General features: G+C 38.2%; 15 protein-coding genes, 1 rRNA gene and 1 other annotated feature. All 16 genes read left to right on the top strand.

The window, feature by feature from the left end; genetic code table 11:
• Positions 1–73, top strand: a 5S ribosomal RNA gene (rrf, locus tag ACFSUL_RS21375); the annotation flags it as partial.
• A gap of 513 nt (positions 74–586) precedes the next feature.
• Positions 587–1,048 carry a CtsR family transcriptional regulator gene (locus ACFSUL_RS09780; RefSeq protein ID WP_377934889.1) on the top strand — a complete coding sequence of 154 codons (462 nt, stop codon included), beginning with the start codon at positions 587–589 and terminating at the stop codon, positions 1,046–1,048.
• 19 nt (positions 1,049–1,067) lie between these two features.
• Complete coding sequence (locus ACFSUL_RS09775) at positions 1,068–1,616, top strand: UvrB/UvrC motif-containing protein (protein ID WP_377934887.1); 549 nt, start codon at positions 1,068–1,070, stop codon at positions 1,614–1,616.
• Entirely contained in the window at positions 1,613–2,695 is a 1,083-nt protein-coding gene (locus ACFSUL_RS09770) for a protein arginine kinase (RefSeq protein ID WP_377934885.1), read from the top strand. Before ACFSUL_RS09775 ends, ACFSUL_RS09770 begins: the two co-directional genes overlap by 4 nt.
• 1 nt (position 2,696) lies before the next feature.
• A complete protein-coding gene (gene clpC, locus ACFSUL_RS09765) occupies positions 2,697–5,141 on the top strand; it encodes an ATP-dependent protease ATP-binding subunit ClpC (protein ID WP_377934882.1) in 2,445 nt (814 codons plus the stop codon).
• A gap of 340 nt (positions 5,142–5,481) precedes the next feature.
• On the top strand, positions 5,482–6,858 hold the full coding sequence (gene radA, locus ACFSUL_RS09760) for a DNA repair protein RadA (protein WP_377934880.1): 1,377 nt from the start codon (positions 5,482–5,484) through the stop codon (positions 6,856–6,858).
• Between the two features lie 4 nt (positions 6,859–6,862).
• Positions 6,863–7,945 (top strand): DNA integrity scanning diadenylate cyclase DisA, encoded by a 1,083-nt coding sequence (gene disA / locus ACFSUL_RS09755; RefSeq protein ID WP_377934878.1) that lies wholly within the window; start codon positions 6,863–6,865, stop codon positions 7,943–7,945.
• 217 nt (positions 7,946–8,162) lie between these two features.
• Positions 8,163–9,251, top strand: a complete 1,089-nt coding sequence (locus tag ACFSUL_RS09750) for a PIN/TRAM domain-containing protein (protein WP_071413677.1) — start codon at positions 8,163–8,165, stop codon at positions 9,249–9,251.
• Positions 9,252–9,640: 389 nt separating this feature from the next.
• On the top strand, positions 9,641–10,336 hold the full coding sequence (gene ispD / locus ACFSUL_RS09745) for a 2-C-methyl-D-erythritol 4-phosphate cytidylyltransferase (RefSeq protein WP_377934875.1): 696 nt from the start codon (positions 9,641–9,643) through the stop codon (positions 10,334–10,336).
• A 2-nt stretch (positions 10,337–10,338) separates the two neighbouring features.
• The gene (ispF, locus tag ACFSUL_RS09740; protein ID WP_071413675.1) at positions 10,339–10,815 is read left to right on the top strand and encodes a 2-C-methyl-D-erythritol 2,4-cyclodiphosphate synthase; all 477 of its coding nucleotides are present in this window, start codon (positions 10,339–10,341) and stop codon (positions 10,813–10,815) included.
• Between the two features lie 85 nt (positions 10,816–10,900).
• A complete protein-coding gene (gltX, locus tag ACFSUL_RS09735; RefSeq protein ID WP_377934873.1) occupies positions 10,901–12,358 on the top strand; it encodes a glutamate--tRNA ligase in 1,458 nt (485 codons plus the stop codon).
• Between the two features lie 53 nt (positions 12,359–12,411).
• Positions 12,412–12,636 (top strand) — a binding site (T-box leader).
• Positions 12,637–13,009: 373 nt separating this feature from the next.
• A complete protein-coding gene (cysE, locus tag ACFSUL_RS09730) occupies positions 13,010–13,663 on the top strand; it encodes a serine O-acetyltransferase (RefSeq protein ID WP_377934871.1) in 654 nt (217 codons plus the stop codon).
• On the top strand, positions 13,660–15,057 hold the full coding sequence (gene cysS, locus ACFSUL_RS09725; RefSeq protein ID WP_071413672.1) for a cysteine--tRNA ligase: 1,398 nt from the start codon (positions 13,660–13,662) through the stop codon (positions 15,055–15,057). The genes cysE and cysS overlap by 4 nt, the downstream gene beginning before the upstream one ends.
• A 3-nt stretch (positions 15,058–15,060) precedes the next feature.
• Positions 15,061–15,462: a Mini-ribonuclease 3 gene (locus ACFSUL_RS09720; RefSeq protein ID WP_071413671.1), complete on the top strand. Its 402-nt coding sequence runs from the start codon at positions 15,061–15,063 to the stop codon at positions 15,460–15,462.
• Positions 15,463–15,482: 20 nt separating this feature from the next.
• Positions 15,483–16,226, top strand: coding sequence for a 23S rRNA (guanosine(2251)-2'-O)-methyltransferase RlmB (rlmB, locus tag ACFSUL_RS09715; protein WP_071413670.1), 744 nt, complete (start codon positions 15,483–15,485; stop codon positions 16,224–16,226).
• A gap of 7 nt (positions 16,227–16,233) precedes the next feature.
• Positions 16,234–16,743: an NYN domain-containing protein gene (locus ACFSUL_RS09710; RefSeq protein WP_071413669.1), complete on the top strand. Its 510-nt coding sequence runs from the start codon at positions 16,234–16,236 to the stop codon at positions 16,741–16,743.
• Positions 16,744–16,761 lie beyond the last annotated feature (18 nt).

The raw sequence follows: 16,761 nt of genomic DNA, 5'->3' as shown, positions 1-16,761 counted from the left end.
CACGGAAGTTAAGCTCTTCAGCGCCAATGGTAGTTGGGGGATCTCCCCCTGCGAGAGTAGGACGTCGCCAGGCAATTTTAAGAAAGCAGCTCTTTTTTAAGGGTTGCTTTTTTTGTGTTGAGAAAAATAATTAATGAGAATTTCAGAGAAACTAGTTGAGTATCCAAAGTTTTTTTAGTTAGTAGAGATAAACTCTAAAAAGTATTGAGTAAAATGTTATAGAATTGGGGTATAAAACAAACTAAGACAAAATAAAAGATAGTTCAAACATAAAAACTTATTTTTAAATAAACCACTGAAATTGCAAACTTTCATTTCCACCTCATCCACGTATTTATAATAAAATACATATAATACACCATCTCAGATTACATCTAGTCTTTACAGATAAGTTTAATACAGGGTTCAATGAATAAGGGCACGAGTCTATTTACATTTAAATTTTCCTTATCCAAATTCGCTTTAGACGTTTAGAATCTTACTAAAACAGGAAAACTTGTTGGTGAGCTTAAATATTGCAAACAATTTTGAGCATATGTATAATTAAAGTCAAATATAGTCAAAGTCAAAATGAGGGGGAGGATTGATGAAAAATATATCCGACATCATTGAAGGTTATTTGAAAAATGTTTTAGAGATGAGTGATAGTGAAATAGTGGAGATAAAGAGGAGTGAAATTGCCAACAAATTTCAATGTGTGCCATCTCAAATCAATTATGTTATAAATACACGATTCACAGTAGAAAGAGGATACGCGGTTGAAAGCAAACGGGGTGGTGGAGGCTACATCCGGATTATGAGAGTAAAAGTTAATGATCAAGCACACTTAATTGATCAATTGCTATCCTTAATTAAGACCACGATTAGTCAAAATAATGCTGCTGATGTTATTTATCGATTAGTCGAGGAAAATGTGATTTCTTCTAGAGAAGCAAAAATAATGTTAAGTGTTATGGATAGGTCGGTTATTTTAATTGAGTTGCCTGATAGAGATGTTTTAAGGGCGAGGATGTTAAAGGCAATGCTTAACACATTAAAATATAAATAATCTTTTGTGGGGTGAAAAGATGATTTGTCAAGAATGTAATGAGAGACCTGCTACTTTGCACTTTACGAAAATAGTTAATGGGGAGAAGACGGAGGTCCATCTTTGTGAGCATTGTGCACATGACAAAGGTGAGATGCTTATGTCTGATGGTTCTCCTGGTTTTTCAGTAAATAGTTTATTAGCAGGTTTACTTAACATGACTTCTGGGCCGAAACAGGCACAAGAAACAGAGTTCCCAAAACGTGAAGTGCTTCAATGTCATAAGTGTAAGATGACATTTCCGCAATTTGTAAAGGTAGGGAGATTTGGTTGTTCTAATTGTTACGAGACATTCCAAGATCATTTGAATCCGATATTAAAAAGGGTGCACAGTGGAAATATAGAACATCATGGAAAGGTTCCCGAGAGAATGGGAGGCGCTATTCATATAAAAAGGAAACTTACTAATTTAAAAACAGAGCTTCAACAGCTTATTAAGCAAGAGGAATTTGAAAAGGCTGCGGAGGTACGAGATGAAATTCGCTCCCTTGAGAAGGAAGCAAGTGATAAAGGAGGGGAGAGAGAATGAGTCTGGAAAAATTTTTAAATAATACTGTAAGTTCATGGATGAATGATGAAGGCCCCCATTCGGACATTGTTCTTAGTTCAAGAATTCGTTTGGCTAGAAATTTGACAGACTACCGCTTTTCCACTCTGTATTCTTCTGAAGAGGCTAGGGAAATTGTCGAAAAGGTAAAGCAGGAATTTGATAGCTTTCCAAAGAATTTAGGTGAAATGGAGTTTTTATCTACTGACCAAATGCAGCCATTACAAAAAAGGGTACTAATGGAGAAACATTTAATTAGCCCTAATCTTGCTGAAGAATCCCATTTTGGGGCTGTTGTTCTTTCTAACAATGAAGATGTCAGCATTATGGTCAATGAAGAGGATCATATTAGAATACAATGTTTATATCCTGGTCTTCAATTGAAAGAGGCCCTAGCTAAAGCGAATGAATTGGATGATTGGTTTGAAAGTCGCTTCGATCTTGCGTTTGATGAACAAAGAGGTTATTTAACGACTTGTCCGACAAATGTTGGAACAGGACTTAGAGCTTCAGTTATGATGCATCTTCCTGGTTTGGTATTAACACAGCAGATGAACCGTATTATTCCTGCTATTAACCAGTTAGGCTTAGTTGTTAGAGGAATTTATGGAGAAGGCAGCGAAGCTTTAGGTAATATCTTTCAGATTTCAAATCAGATTACGTTAGGTAAATCAGAAGATGATATCGTAGAGGATTTATTAAGTTTAGTAGAACAAATTATTACGCAGGAACAATCAGCTAGAGACGCATTAGTAAAAACTTCTAACATACAATTAGAAGACAGGGTATACCGCTCCTTAGGTGTTTTGCAATATGGTCGTATTATCGAATCGAAAGAAGCGGCAAGATGTCTTTCTGATGTAAGGTTAGGTATTGATCTCGGTTATATTGAGAATATTTCAAGAAATATTTTAAATGAATTGATGATTTTAACACAGCCTGGTTTTCTTCAACAGTATTCAGGAGGACCATTACGTCCAAATGAACGAGATAGTAGAAGAGCAACCTTAATAAGAGAGCGATTAAAATTGGAAACACAGAACAGTGAGGAGGAATTATAGTATGATGTTTGGTCGTTTTACTGAAAGAGCACAAAAAGTATTAGCATTGGCGCAAGAAGAAGCTATTCGATTATCTCATAACAATATCGGGACTGAACATATTTTATTAGGTCTTGTCCGTGAAGGGGAAGGTATTGCAGCGAAGGCACTTGCGGCATTGAGTTTAAGTCCGGAAAAAATTCAAAAAGAAGTTGAGGGCTTAATTGGAAAAGGTAATGATAAATCCCAGACGATTCATTACACTCCTAGAGCGAAAAAGGTAATTGAACTTTCTATGGATGAAGCTCGTAAGTTAGGTCATTCCTATGTAGGCACAGAACATATTCTGTTAGGTTTAATCCGTGAAGGAGAAGGTGTTGCTTCAAGGGTGTTAAGCAACCTAGGTGTTAGCCTAAATAAAGCAAGACAACAGGTACTTCAGTTATTGGGCAGTAATGATTCCGGCAATCACCAAGGAGGAGCAAATGCTAATGCGAATACACCGACACTAGATAGTCTAGCTCGTGATTTAACGGCAATTGCTCGGGAAGGAAGTTTAGATCCTGTTATTGGTCGAAGCAAGGAAATTCAGCGTGTTATTGAAGTATTAAGCCGCCGTACAAAAAATAATCCTGTCCTAATCGGAGAACCCGGCGTAGGGAAAACAGCTATTGCAGAAGGGTTAGCACAACAAATCATTGCGAATGAAGTTCCCGAAATATTGCGTGATAAGCGTGTGATGACTCTTGATATGGGGACAGTTGTAGCAGGAACGAAATACCGCGGGGAATTTGAAGATAGACTCAAAAAAGTAATGGATGAAATTCGTCAAGCAGGAAATATCATTCTATTCATTGATGAGCTACACACTTTAATTGGGGCAGGTGGAGCAGAAGGGGCTATCGATGCATCTAACATTTTGAAACCATCTCTAGCTCGTGGTGAGCTACAGTGTATTGGTGCTACTACTCTTGATGAGTATCGTAAATATATCGAAAAAGATGCTGCACTAGAACGTAGGTTCCAGCCAATTCAAGTAGATGAACCGACAGCGGAGGAATCAGTTCAAATTTTAAAAGGGCTTCGTGACCGATATGAAGCGCATCACCGTGTATCTATTACAGATGAAGCTATTGATGCAGCAGTGAAACTATCAGACCGTTATATATCCGATCGCTTTTTGCCGGATAAAGCAATTGATTTAATTGATGAAGCAGGATCAAAGGTTCGTCTTCGTTCTTACACAACACCGCCGAATTTAAAAGAACTCGAAGTAAAATTGGATGAAATCCGTAAAGAGAAAGATGCGGCAGTCCAAAGCCAGGAGTTTGAAAAAGCAGCTTCTCTTCGCGACTCTGAACAACGTATGCGTGAGCAGCTTGACGAAACAAAGAACACATGGAAAGAGAAGCAAGGGCAGGAAAATACAGAAGTCACAATGGAAGACATTGCGACTGTTGTGTCAAGCTGGACGGGTGTTCCGGTATCAAAGCTTGCACAAACAGAGACAGATAAATTATTGAAATTGGAAGAGATTTTGCATTCTCGTGTTATTGGGCAAGAAGAAGCAGTTATAGCAGTTTCAAAAGCAGTAAGGCGTGCAAGAGCAGGTTTAAAAGATCCCAAACGTCCGATTGGTTCCTTCATCTTCTTAGGTCCAACTGGTGTAGGGAAAACAGAGCTTGCCCGTGCATTGGCAGAGTCAATGTTCGGTGATGAAGAAGCAATGATTCGTATTGATATGTCTGAATACATGGAAAAACACTCGACATCACGTCTTGTTGGTTCGCCTCCTGGTTATGTAGGATACGAAGAGGGTGGTCAATTAACAGAAAAGGTACGTCGTAAGCCATACTCTGTTGTTCTATTAGATGAGATTGAAAAAGCACATCCGGATGTCTTTAACATTCTTCTTCAAGTATTAGAGGATGGACGTTTAACAGATTCAAAAGGAAGAACAGTAGATTTTAGAAACACCGTATTAATTATGACGTCTAATGTTGGGGCGGAAGCATTAAAACGCAATAAATACGTAGGCTTTAACGTCCAAGATGGTCAAACTGATTATAAGGATATGAAAGGAAAAGTGTTAGAAGAATTAAAGCGCGCTTTCCGTCCAGAATTCCTAAATCGTATTGACGAACTAATTGTGTTCCATTCATTAGAAAAAGAGCATTTAAAAGAAATTGTGACATTAATGTCTAATCAGTTGACAAAACGCTTAGAAGAGCAAGATATTGAGCTTGAGTTAACAGATGCAGCGAAGTTGAAAATTGCAGATGAAGGATTTGACCCTGAATATGGTGCCCGTCCATTACGTCGTGCAATCCAAAAACATGTAGAAGATAGGCTTTCGGAAGAGTTGTTAAAGGGAACAGTCCTAACAGGTGGAAGTGTCCTTATCGATGTAGAGAATAATGACTTTGTGGTAAAATTAAAACAAGAGGCAACGAACACACCGACTTAATTGTTGGAGTAGAGGTACACGTATTATGTTTCGTGTACCTCTTTTTTACTAGGGGTGTTTTTGTAGAATAGAAAAGTTCACCTTTTCTAATTTAACTAGGTTGTTTTCTAAAGAATTGTTGCTTTTAACAACCGTTGAAGAGACAGAGTGGAAAGGAACGGTCCACTTCTCACAAACAACACACCTTATAAAAACAGCCCTTAATTATCCACTGATATACATGGAAAAAAATTAACAAAAGATTATGTATTATTTTATATGAAACCATTATGGATCTTTCAGAAAGAAGCATTGTCTATCTTTCTAGGTCATAACTATAGGAAAGAGGAGAGTAAGCGTTTTGGCTAAAAAGAAAACAAAGTTTATGTGTCATTCTTGTGGATACGAATCACCCAAATGGATGGGAAGGTGTCCTGGTTGTAACGAGTGGAATACGATGGTCGAAGAAGTGTCAATAACAGGAAAGCAGCCAAGAGGTGCCTTTTTGCACTCTGCATCTGCAGGGCCGTCGAAAGCAGAACGTCTTGCTTCCATTGAAACGCAACAGGAGCCGAGGGTATTAACGGATTCGAAGGAATTAAATCGAGTACTGGGTGGTGGGGTAGTACCGGGCTCGCTGGTTTTAATAGGAGGAGATCCTGGAATTGGAAAATCAACTTTGCTCCTTCAAGTTTCTTCCCAATTAGCCAGTCAAAAACAAAAGGTTTTATATATATCTGGAGAGGAATCCATTAAGCAAACAAAGCTACGAGCTGATAGGCTTCAAGTTCAAGCAGATGAGCTATATATATACGCTGAAACAAACCTTCAATCCATACATGAAACGATAGAAAGTCTTGACCCTGACTTTGTCATCGTAGACTCCATTCAAACTGTTTATCACCCAGAAGTTACCTCTGCGCCGGGTAGTGTCTCCCAAGTGAGAGAATGCACAGCGGAATTGATGCGAATTGGAAAGACAAAAGGAATTGCCATTTTTATTGTCGGTCATGTCACAAAAGAGGGATCCATTGCTGGTCCACGTCTTTTGGAGCATATGGTAGATACGGTTTTATACTTTGAAGGAGAAAGGCATCATTCTTATCGGATATTACGAGCGGTTAAAAATAGGTTTGGCTCTACTAATGAAATGGGTATTTTTGAAATGAAGGAACTTGGACTAGAAGAAGTTGCAAATCCTTCAGAAATCTTTCTAGAAGAGCGGTCTCAAGGAGCTGCAGGTTCTACAGTAGTAGCATCTATGGAAGGGACACGCCCTGTTCTGGTAGAAATACAAGCGCTTGTAACACCAACAAGCTTCAATAATCCAAGAAGAATGGCCACAGGAATAGACCATAGCAGGGTCTCTCTTATTATGGCTGTTTTAGAAAAAAGAGTAGGGCTCTTACTACAGCAACAAGATGCCTACTTAAAAGTTGCGGGTGGTGTAAAGTTAGACGAACCAGCAATTGATTTAGCAGTAGCGGCTAGCATCGCTTCGAGTTTCCGTGATCAGTATTCTAACCCTCATGACTGTATTATAGGAGAGGTAGGTTTAACAGGAGAAATTCGTAGAGTGTCAAGAATTGAACAAAGAGTTCAGGAAGCTGCAAAATTAGGCTTTAAACGAATTATTATTCCACAGAATAATATCGGAGAATGGCAGTCACCTTCTAGTATTGAAATTGTTGGTGTTTCGAATATTAATGAAGCCTTGGGGATTATTTTAGGAGGATAGTAATATGAGTGAAAAAAAAACAGGCGATAAACCTATGTCGCCAATGTCGGATATATTACAATTTGTTGCTCCCGGCTCCCCAATAAGAGAGGGAATCGATAATGTATTGCGTGCCAATACGGGGGGGCTTATTGTTGTCGGATATAACGAAAAGGTAAAGGCTGTTTTAGATGGAGGCTTCCATATTAATTGTTCCTTCTCGCCAAGTTATTTATATGAGTTAGCAAAGATGGATGGAGCTATTATTTTAAATGAAGCAGGAAGTAAAATAATACTGGCAAATGCCCAACTCGCACCAAGTACAACCGTTGCATCCTCTGAAACAGGTATGCGGCATCGTACAGCAGAAAGGGTAGCAAGACAAACGAATTCACTTGTTATTGCCATTTCGCAGCGTCGAAGCGTTATTACGCTATATCAGGGAAATTTCCGCTATGCCTTAAAGGATATTTCAGTCATTCTTACAAAAGCAAATCAAGCTATCCAAACATTGGAGAAATATAAAGTAGTGCTTGATCAGAGTATTTCCAATCTATCCGTACTAGAGTTCGAGGAGCTTGTGACTTACAGTGACCTTCTTCAAGTGCTTCATCGCTTTGAAATGGTTTTGCGGATAAAAAATGAACTACTAACCTATTTAAGTGAATTGGGTACCGAAGGAAGGCTTATTCGATTGCAAATGAATGAGTTATTGTCGGATATTGAAGACGAAGCGATGCTAATTATAAGAGATTATGCTCATGAAAGAAATATAAAGCCGTTTGAAGTATTGTTTAAGTTTCAAGAGCTAGTCCATTCTGAGGTGCTCGATGATACAGTTCTATTAAAAATGCTTGGGTACAATGGATATGTTCATGTAGATGATGGAATTTGTCCACGAGGATATAGGGTGTTGAATAAAATTCCTAGACTTCCAATCATCATTATAGAAAATCTTATTTCTGCATTTGGTAAGCTTCCTGAAATAGTAAAAGCATCTGTAGTAGAGCTTGATGAAGTGGAAGGTATTGGAGAAGTAAGAGCTAGGAAAATAAAAGAGGGAATGAAGCTGATAAAGGAGCAAATATTCGCTGATCGTCAACTTTAAGGGTAGTCAAACTAAATACCTATATGTTACAATGGTGATTTTCTATAAATTGACAAATCTCATCCGAAAGTGTTAGCCTTTTTCTAAAGTGAAACTTTTACAGTTGATATTTTAATATAACAAACATGTTTCTTTTTGGTTACATTCAAAAAATATTCAACTATAAGAGGTTTCAAATTAATGAAATTGTTTATAATGAGAAGAAGGAGGTGATGGGATGTTAAAGAGAATCGTCCAGGCGTGTTTTGTTATTCTCGGAGGTACGCTAGGAATTTTTTTACTTCCCGAATTATTTACTATTATTAATTTATCTGATAGTCCTTTAATCAATAATCCCTATGTGACTGCATTTTTAGGAGCTATTATTTTTTATGTTATTACTTTTTGGGCAGTCGATTATGTTGTGAATTTTGTAAAATGGTTTGAAGATACATTGGTCAAAGCACCTGTCACGGATTTATTATTTGGAACTATCGGTCTTATATTAGGCTTATTTGTTGCTTACTTAGTTGGGATCCCGCTTAATCAGATGGAAATCCCTATTATTAATACAGTTGTGCCAATTTTACTGACATTATTATTAGCCTATTTAGGGTTTCAAGTTGGTTTTAAAAAGCGCGATGAATTAATAAATCTATTCTCTGCTACTAGAGGGAAAAAGAAGGGGACAGAGGATGAATTGGAAGAGGCCCCTGCCAAAACCTTAAAAATCCTTGATACAAGTGTTATTATAGATGGACGAATTGCAGATATTTGTCAAACCGGTTTTTTAGAGGGCATTATTGTTATCCCTCAATTTGTACTAGAAGAGCTTCAACATATAGCTGACTCTTCTGATGTATTAAAAAGAAATCGAGGTAGACGTGGCTTAGATATTTTGAACAGAATCCAAAAAGAGTTGCCTGTTGAAGTGCAAATCTATGAGGGTGATTTTGAAGAAATCCAAGAGGTTGATTCGAAACTTGTAAAATTAGCTAAAATAACAAATGGGATCGTTGTAACAAATGATTTTAACTTGAATAAAGTTTGTGATTTCCAAAGTGTACAAGTTCTTAATATTAATGATTTAGCTAATGCGGTGAAACCAGTAGTTCTTCCAGGAGAAGAATTGAAGGTTCAGGTGATCAAAGATGGAAAAGAGCAAAATCAAGGTGTCGCTTATTTAGATGACGGTACGATGATTGTGGTAGAAGAAGGCAGAAACTATATCGGTAAATACATCGATGTATTAGTCACAAGTGTACTACAGACATCAGCAGGCCGAATGATCTTTGCCAAACCAAAGCAGTTAGAAAAAGCACTGTAAAGACAAAAGCGGAAGCGGCTCGTTTAGCTCGTGAAGAAAAAAGGGTTTTTACTCAAAAGGCGCTTTTTGCCTTTAGAGTAAAAACATCTTTTTCACAGCGAGCTAGCCGCTGGAGCTGGATGGAGACAAAAGCGGAAGCGGCTCGTTTAGCTCGTGAAGAAAAAAGGGTTTTTACTCAAAAGGCGCTTTTTGCCTTTAGAGTAAAAACATCTTTTTCACAGCGAGCTAGCCGCTGGAGCTGGATGAAAACAAAAGCTTCATAGCTTTTTCAAGAGTCGTTTCGCTGCGGGTTTACGTATGGTACCCGTTCAGTGAAGCGACTTTTGACCTTAATGAGATAAGTGACAAAATGTCGCTTCATAATTCCTCAACGATAAAGGAGAAATAGGATGGAATATCAAGTTGTGATCCCCGCTGCTGGAAAAGGAAAGAGAATGAATGCAGGTAAAAATAAACTGTTGCTTGAACTAAATGGTACTCCTATCATCGTACATACATTAAAAGTTTTTGAAAGCGATCCGCGATGTAAAGGGATTTTCCTCGCAATTGATCCAGGTGATCGGGAAACATTTAAAGAACTTCTGAAAAAATATGATATAAAAAACGTGAAAAAGTTAGTTGATGGTGGACCTGAGAGGCAGCATAGTGTTTATAATGCTCTCAAGGAAGTTAGTCATGAAATTGTATTAGTACATGATGGAGCGAGACCTTTTATTCATTTAGATGTGATAGAGGGGTTAGTGGTAAAAACACAACAAACAGGAGCGGCGATTGCTGCTGTACCGGTAAAAGATACAATAAAAAAAGTGTTAGAGGAAGAAGTAGAAGAAACGATTGACCGTTCTAGTCTTTGGATGGTCCAAACACCGCAGGCTTTTCGCGTCTCTCTATTGAAAAAGGCACATCAGCAGGCGGTGGAGGATGATTTTGTTGGAACAGATGATGCTTCATTAGTAGAGAGGACAGATGTTCAAGTGTCCGTTGTTGAGAGTGATTATGATAATATTAAGTTGACAACACCAGAAGATTTGTATTTTGCAGAAGCAATTATAAAGAAGCGTGAAATCAGTAATAAGGGAGAATGACGATGTTTAGAATAGGACAAGGATTTGATGTTCATCAATTGACAGAAGGTCGCCCACTCATTATGGGGGGAGTTACCATTCCGTATGAAAAGGGGTTATTAGGGCATTCTGATGCAGATGTGTTGCTACATGCTGTAGCGGATGCTTGCTTAGGAGCCATTGCAGCAGGAGATATTGGGAAGCACTTTCCTGATACCGACCCAGAGTTTAAAGATGCCGATTCTGCCAAGCTATTAACACATGTATGGGAGCTTGTGAAAGAGGAAGGCTATGAACTAGGTAATATCGATTGTACGATTATCGCTCAAATGCCGAAGATGGCTCCTTATATAGGAGAAATGAGACAACGTATAGCAGAGTTGTTAGAAGCTAGTGTTGAGCAAGTCAATGTAAAAGCAACGACTTCAGAGAAGCTGGGTTTTACTGGTCGTGGTGAAGGAATTGCTACACAGACGACAATTTTAATTAAAAAGAAGTAATTTGTCATAGAGCTTTTAATTTAACGGTGATAAAATAGTCAAGGTATTGGATTGTTTTTTATATTTTATTTGAGGAGGAAACAGAATGACTAAGGAAGTACGTGTACGTTATGCTCCTAGTCCAACAGGACATTTACATATTGGAAATGCAAGAACAGCTTTATTTAATTACTTGTTTGCACGCAGTGTTGATGGTAAATTTATTATCCGCATTGAGGATACCGATAAAAAGCGTAATATTGAAGGCGGCGAACAGAGCCAATTAAAATATTTGAAGTGGCTTGGAATGGATTGGGATGAAAGTATTGATAATGAAGGGGAATATGGCCCTTATCGTCAATCAGAACGTAACCATATTTATAAAAAATATTACGATGAGTTAATAGAAAAAGGTCTTGCATATAAATGCTATTGTACAGAGGAAGAATTAGAGGCGGAGAGGGAAGCGCAAATCGCTAACAGTGAGATGCCTCGCTATTCTGGAAGGTGTCGCCACCTGACAGCAGAGGAAGAAGCTAAGCTTGTGGCTGAGGGGCGTGAGCCGAGCATTCGTTTTAAAGTTCCTGCAGGGAAAGTGTACTCCTTTAACGATATGGTAAAGGAAGAGGTTTCATTTGAATCAGATGGAATTGGTGATTTTGTTATTGTGAAGAAAGATGGTATTCCAACTTACAACTTTGCCGTTGCAGTAGATGATTATCTAATGAAAATTTCACATGTTCTACGTGGAGATGACCATATTTCCAACACACCAAAACAGCTGATGATTTTTGAAGCATTAGGTTGGGAAGCTCCTGTGTATGGTCACATGACACTTATCGTAAATGAAAGCCGTAAAAAGTTAAGTAAGCGAGATGAAAGTATTATTCAATTTATTGAACAATACGAGGCATTAGGGTATTTGCCTGAGGCACTCTTTAACTTCATTGCTCTACTTGGCTGGTCTCCAAAAGGCGAAGAGGAAATTTTCTCTAAAGATGAATTTATTAAAATATTTGATCCAGAAAGATTGTCTACTTCACCAGCATTATTTGATAATCAGAAACTTACTTGGATGAACAACCAATACATGAAAAATCTTGACCTTGACGAAGTAGTGGAATTGTCTCTTCCTCACTTAATTAAAGCTGGGAAGCTTGACGGAAATTTGTCAGATGAAGATAAAGATTGGACAAGCCGGGTCATTGCGCTTTACCAAGAGCAAATGAGTTTTGGTGCAGAAATCGTGGAACTGTCGGATATGTTCTTTAAGAAAGATATTGATTATGATGAAGAGTCAAAAGCTGTATTAGAGGAAGAACAAGTTCCGGAAGTGCTCCAAGCATTCTTAACAGAGATAGACGGTTTAGAAAATTATGTGGCTGCAGAAATTAAATCGGCTATTAAATCTGTTCAAAAGTCAACAGGACATAAAGGGAAGAAGCTATTTATGCCTATCCGTGCTGCTGTGACGGGACAAACACATGGACCTGAATTACCGAATGCAATTGAACTTTTAGGAAAAGATAAAGTAAAACATCGTCTTCAGAATCTTTTAGGTTAACATTTCTCACAAAATGTAATATAGTAAATATACCATTAAAAAATGAATCTATATGCAAAGCGTTGAAGAGGAGAAGTAAAAGAGCGATGCTGATAAGAGAGAACCATCACCGGCTGAAAGTGGTTTAAGCCCCTCGCTTTTTGAAATGCACCTTCTGAGTCCTTTCCCGAATAAAGTAGGGAAAGGCGGTATCTGCCGTTATAGACATGAGCCGGAAGAGAAGTGTGTGTATTTTCTCTTCAATCAGAGTGGAACCGCGCGGAACTAGCGTCTCTGTCTTTTAGACAGAGGCGTTTTTTTATGGTTAAGGAAATTATAAAATGTTCGCATGCGGATAACTCAAAAATTAAAGTGGTTTAGGTCCAGATCCAGTGCTAGCCCCTCGGAGGTCATAAGCCAGTCATCCCAAAAAGGCAAAGAGCGCCTTTCTGAGATGCTCATCTTATGCTTGACGGAGCTGTTCAAGGCACTTCCGCTTTTGTTTTGATTTCGTAAGAATTTTAGTTGAACTATCTACATCTAGCTTGTTTAAACGATCAACTTTAGATGAGGTAACACTTCTTGGAGACGACCTATCGGAACTGAACAAGGTAAGATTAGATTTTGTTCTGGTTTATTTTGGGGAATTATTGTAGAAAGGGGGATCTTCTTATGTTTAAAAAAATTAAAGAAGATATTGAGACGGTTTTCGATCAAGATCCTGCTGCGCGCAATTATTTTGAGGTCATTTTAACGTATTCGGGATTACATGCGATTTGGGCTCACCGGATTGCTCATGCTTTTTTTAACCGTAAATTTTTCTTTTTAGCCCGTTCTATTTCACAAATCAGCCGCTTTTTTACAGGAGTGGAAATTCACCCTGGTGCAAAGATTGGTCGTCGCTTCTTTATTGATCACGGTATGGGAGTAGTGATTGGGGAAACATGTGAAATTGGAGATAACGTGACAATATTTCAGGGAGTCACTCTTGGGGGTACGGGTAAAGAAAAAGGGAAACGTCATCCAACTATAAAAGACAACGCACTAGTAGCGACAGGTGCAAAGGTTTTAGGGTCCATTGTGGTTGGAGAAAATTCGAAAGTTGGTGCAGGGTCTGTTGTCTTAAAAAATGTACCTCCCAACTCTACGGTTGTTGGAATACCAGGAAAAGTCGTCATTCAAGATGGGGTGAAAATAAGAAAAGACTTAAATCATAGTGATTTGCCGGATCCAATGTATGATCGACTTGAGCAAATGGAAAATGAGATGAAACAACTAAGAGAAATCATTCTAGACATGGAAAAAGAAAGGAGCAAACACGCGTGACTATCCGTTTGTACAATACATTAACAAGAGAGAAAGAAGAATTTAAGCCTTTAGAAGAGGGTAAAGTGAAAATGTATGTTTGTGGTCCAACGGTTTATAACTACATTCATATTGGGAATGCAAGACCAGCGATTGTTTATGATACAGTTCGTCGCTATTTAGAATATAGAGGGTATGATGTGCAATTTGTTTCTAATTTTACAGATGTAGACGATAAGTTGATTAAAGCCGCAAAGGAATTAGGAGAAGACGTTCCGACGATTGCCAACCGTTTTATTGATGCGTATTTTGAAGATACAAGTGCATTAGGTTGCAAAAAAGCAGATATTCATCCGACAGTGACAGAAAATATCGATATAATTATTGAATTCATTACTGCTCTGATTGATAAGGGCTATGCATATGAGTCACAAGGAGACGTTTACTACCGTACTAGAAAGTTCGATGGTTACGGGAAGCTTTCCCATCAATCTATTGATGAACTAAAGGTTGGTGCTCGTATCGATGTAGGAGATAAAAAGGAAGATGCTCTTGATTTCGTATTATGGAAAGCGGCGAAAGAAGGGGAAATCTCTTGGGTAAGCCCGTGGGGAGAAGGGCGTCCGGGGTGGCATATTGAATGCTCGGCAATGGCAAAAAAATACTTAGGTGAAACAATTGATATTCATGCTGGTGGGCAAGATTTGGCTTTCCCTCACCATGAAAATGAAATTGCACAAACGGAAGCATTAACAGGGAAAACGTTTGCTCGTTATTGGATGCATAATGGATACATTAATATCGATAACGAAAAGATGTCTAAATCACTTGGTAACTTTGTGTTGGTACATGACATCATTAAAGAGCAGGATCCTCAAGTACTGCGCTTTTTCATGCTATCCGTACATTATCGCCATCCAATCAACTACAATTTGGAACTACTCCAAAATGCAGAAGCAGGTCTAGATCGATTAAAAACATCCTATGAAAATTTACAACATCGAAAAGAAACGAGTGCAAATTTAAGTGAACAAAATGAAAGTTGGTTGGAGAAACTAGAGGAGTTAAAAAGCCAATTTATAGCGGAAATGGATGACGATTTTAATACTGCAAACGGTATTTCCGTTCTCTTTGAACTGTCGAAACAAGCTAATTATTATTTGATGGAAAAAAATACAGATACAAAAATAATTGATGCTTTTATACAGCAGTTTGATGATTTCTTCTCTGTTTTAGGTTTAACGGTTGGAGAAGCGGAGTTGCTGGATGAAGAAATAGAGGAATTGATTCAAAAGAGAATTCAAGCTCGGAAAGACCGTAACTTCCAATTAGCGGATGATATTCGTGATAAATTAAAAGAGATGAATATCATTCTAGAAGACACTCCTCAAGGCACTCGTTGGAAAAGAGGATAAACAATGTTATACGACACAAACACAAAAATAGATGCAAAGCAAATAAATGCTCTTGCTTTAGCTTATATGGGAGATGCTGTATATGAAACGTACGTACGGCAACTCCTCCTTACTAAAGGAAGAATCAAACCTAATCAGCTGCATAGAGCAGCAACAAGCTATGTTTCAGCAAAAGCGCAAGCGGCTATACTAAGAAAGTTATATGAGAATAACGAATTAACAGAAGAAGAACAAGCGATTGTAAAGCGAGGGAGAAATGCGAAATCAGGGACAACTCCTAAAAATACCGATGTGCAAACGTATAAGCATAGCACTGCATTCGAAGCCTTAATTGGTTATTTGTTTTTATTAAACCGTACGGACAGACTTGAAGAACTACTATCAAAGATTTTTGCTGAAAAGTAATTAGAAGGGAGGAATAAACGATGGAAAAGGATTTTATCGCAGGAAGAAATCCTGTTATAGAAGCACTAAAATCAGAGCGTGAAATCAATAAGATATGGATAGCAGAAGGGTCACAAAAAGGATCAATGCTGCAAATAATAAAACTGGCTAAGCAGTCAAATGTACTTGTCCAATATGTACCGAAACAAAAAATTGAGCAAATGGTTTCGGATAACCACCAAGGGGTTGTTGCTGCCGTTGCAGCGTATGAATATGCGGAGTTAGATGATCTTTTTCGAAAGGCAGAGAAGAAGGGGGAGGACCCTTTCTTTTTAGTGCTTGACGAATTAGAAGATCCTCATAATCTTGGGTCAATCATGAGAACAGCAGATGCAGCAGGTGCACATGGAATTATTATTCCTAAACGAAGAGCCGTAGGGTTAACACAGACAGTAGCAAAGGCTTCTACGGGTGCGATCGAGCATATTCCGGTGGCACGTGTAACAAATCTTTCCCGTACGATTGATGAGTTGAAGGAAAGAGGTCTTTGGGTTGCTGGAACTGATGCGAAGGGAGATCAAGATTTCCGACAGTTGGATGGTACATTGCCGATTTGTTTAGTTATCGGAAGTGAAGGGAAAGGGATGAGCCGTCTGTTAAGAGATAAGTGTGACTTTCTAGTTCAACTTCCAATGATAGGTCATGTAACATCACTAAATGCATCGGTGGCGGCAAGTATACTAATGTATGAGGTTTATCGAAAACGCCATCCGTTAGGAGAATAAAGTTGCGATGAATATTCTCCTTGTGGACGGATACAACATTATTGGTGCCTGGCCAGAATTAAGAGATTTAAAAAACAAAGATCTTTCTGCGGCAAGGGATCGGTTAATAGAAAAGATGGCGGAATACCAGGGCTACACAGGCTATAGAGTAATCGTTGTTTTCGATGCCTATTTTGTGAAAACAGTAGAGCAGAAATATAGAAATTATAAAGTGGAGGTACTTTATACTAGAGAGAATGAAACAGCGGATGAGAGAATCGAAAAATTAGCAATAGAATTAAATAATATTAAAACACAAATTTATGTTGCTACCTCCGACTATACAGAACAATGGGCGATTTTTGGACAGGGAGCACTTAGAATATCTGCCCGCGAACTTTTCAATGAAATGAATATAATTGAGAAGAAGATAGAAAAGAAAGTTCAACTAACTACTGATAAACGGCCGTCATCCAAAATTTCTTTATCAAGTGAAGTGGCGGAAATTTTTGAAAAATGGCGCCGGGGAGAAGAATGACTAGTTGACGGCTGAAAA

It is taken from the genome of Bacillus seohaeanensis, from assembly GCF_042684945.1.
Taxonomy (GTDB): domain Bacteria; phylum Bacillota; class Bacilli; order Bacillales; family Bacillaceae_B; genus Rossellomorea; species Rossellomorea seohaeanensis.
The sequence above is the reverse complement of the archived record's forward strand: the minus strand, read 5'-3'. Positions and strand labels throughout refer to the sequence as shown.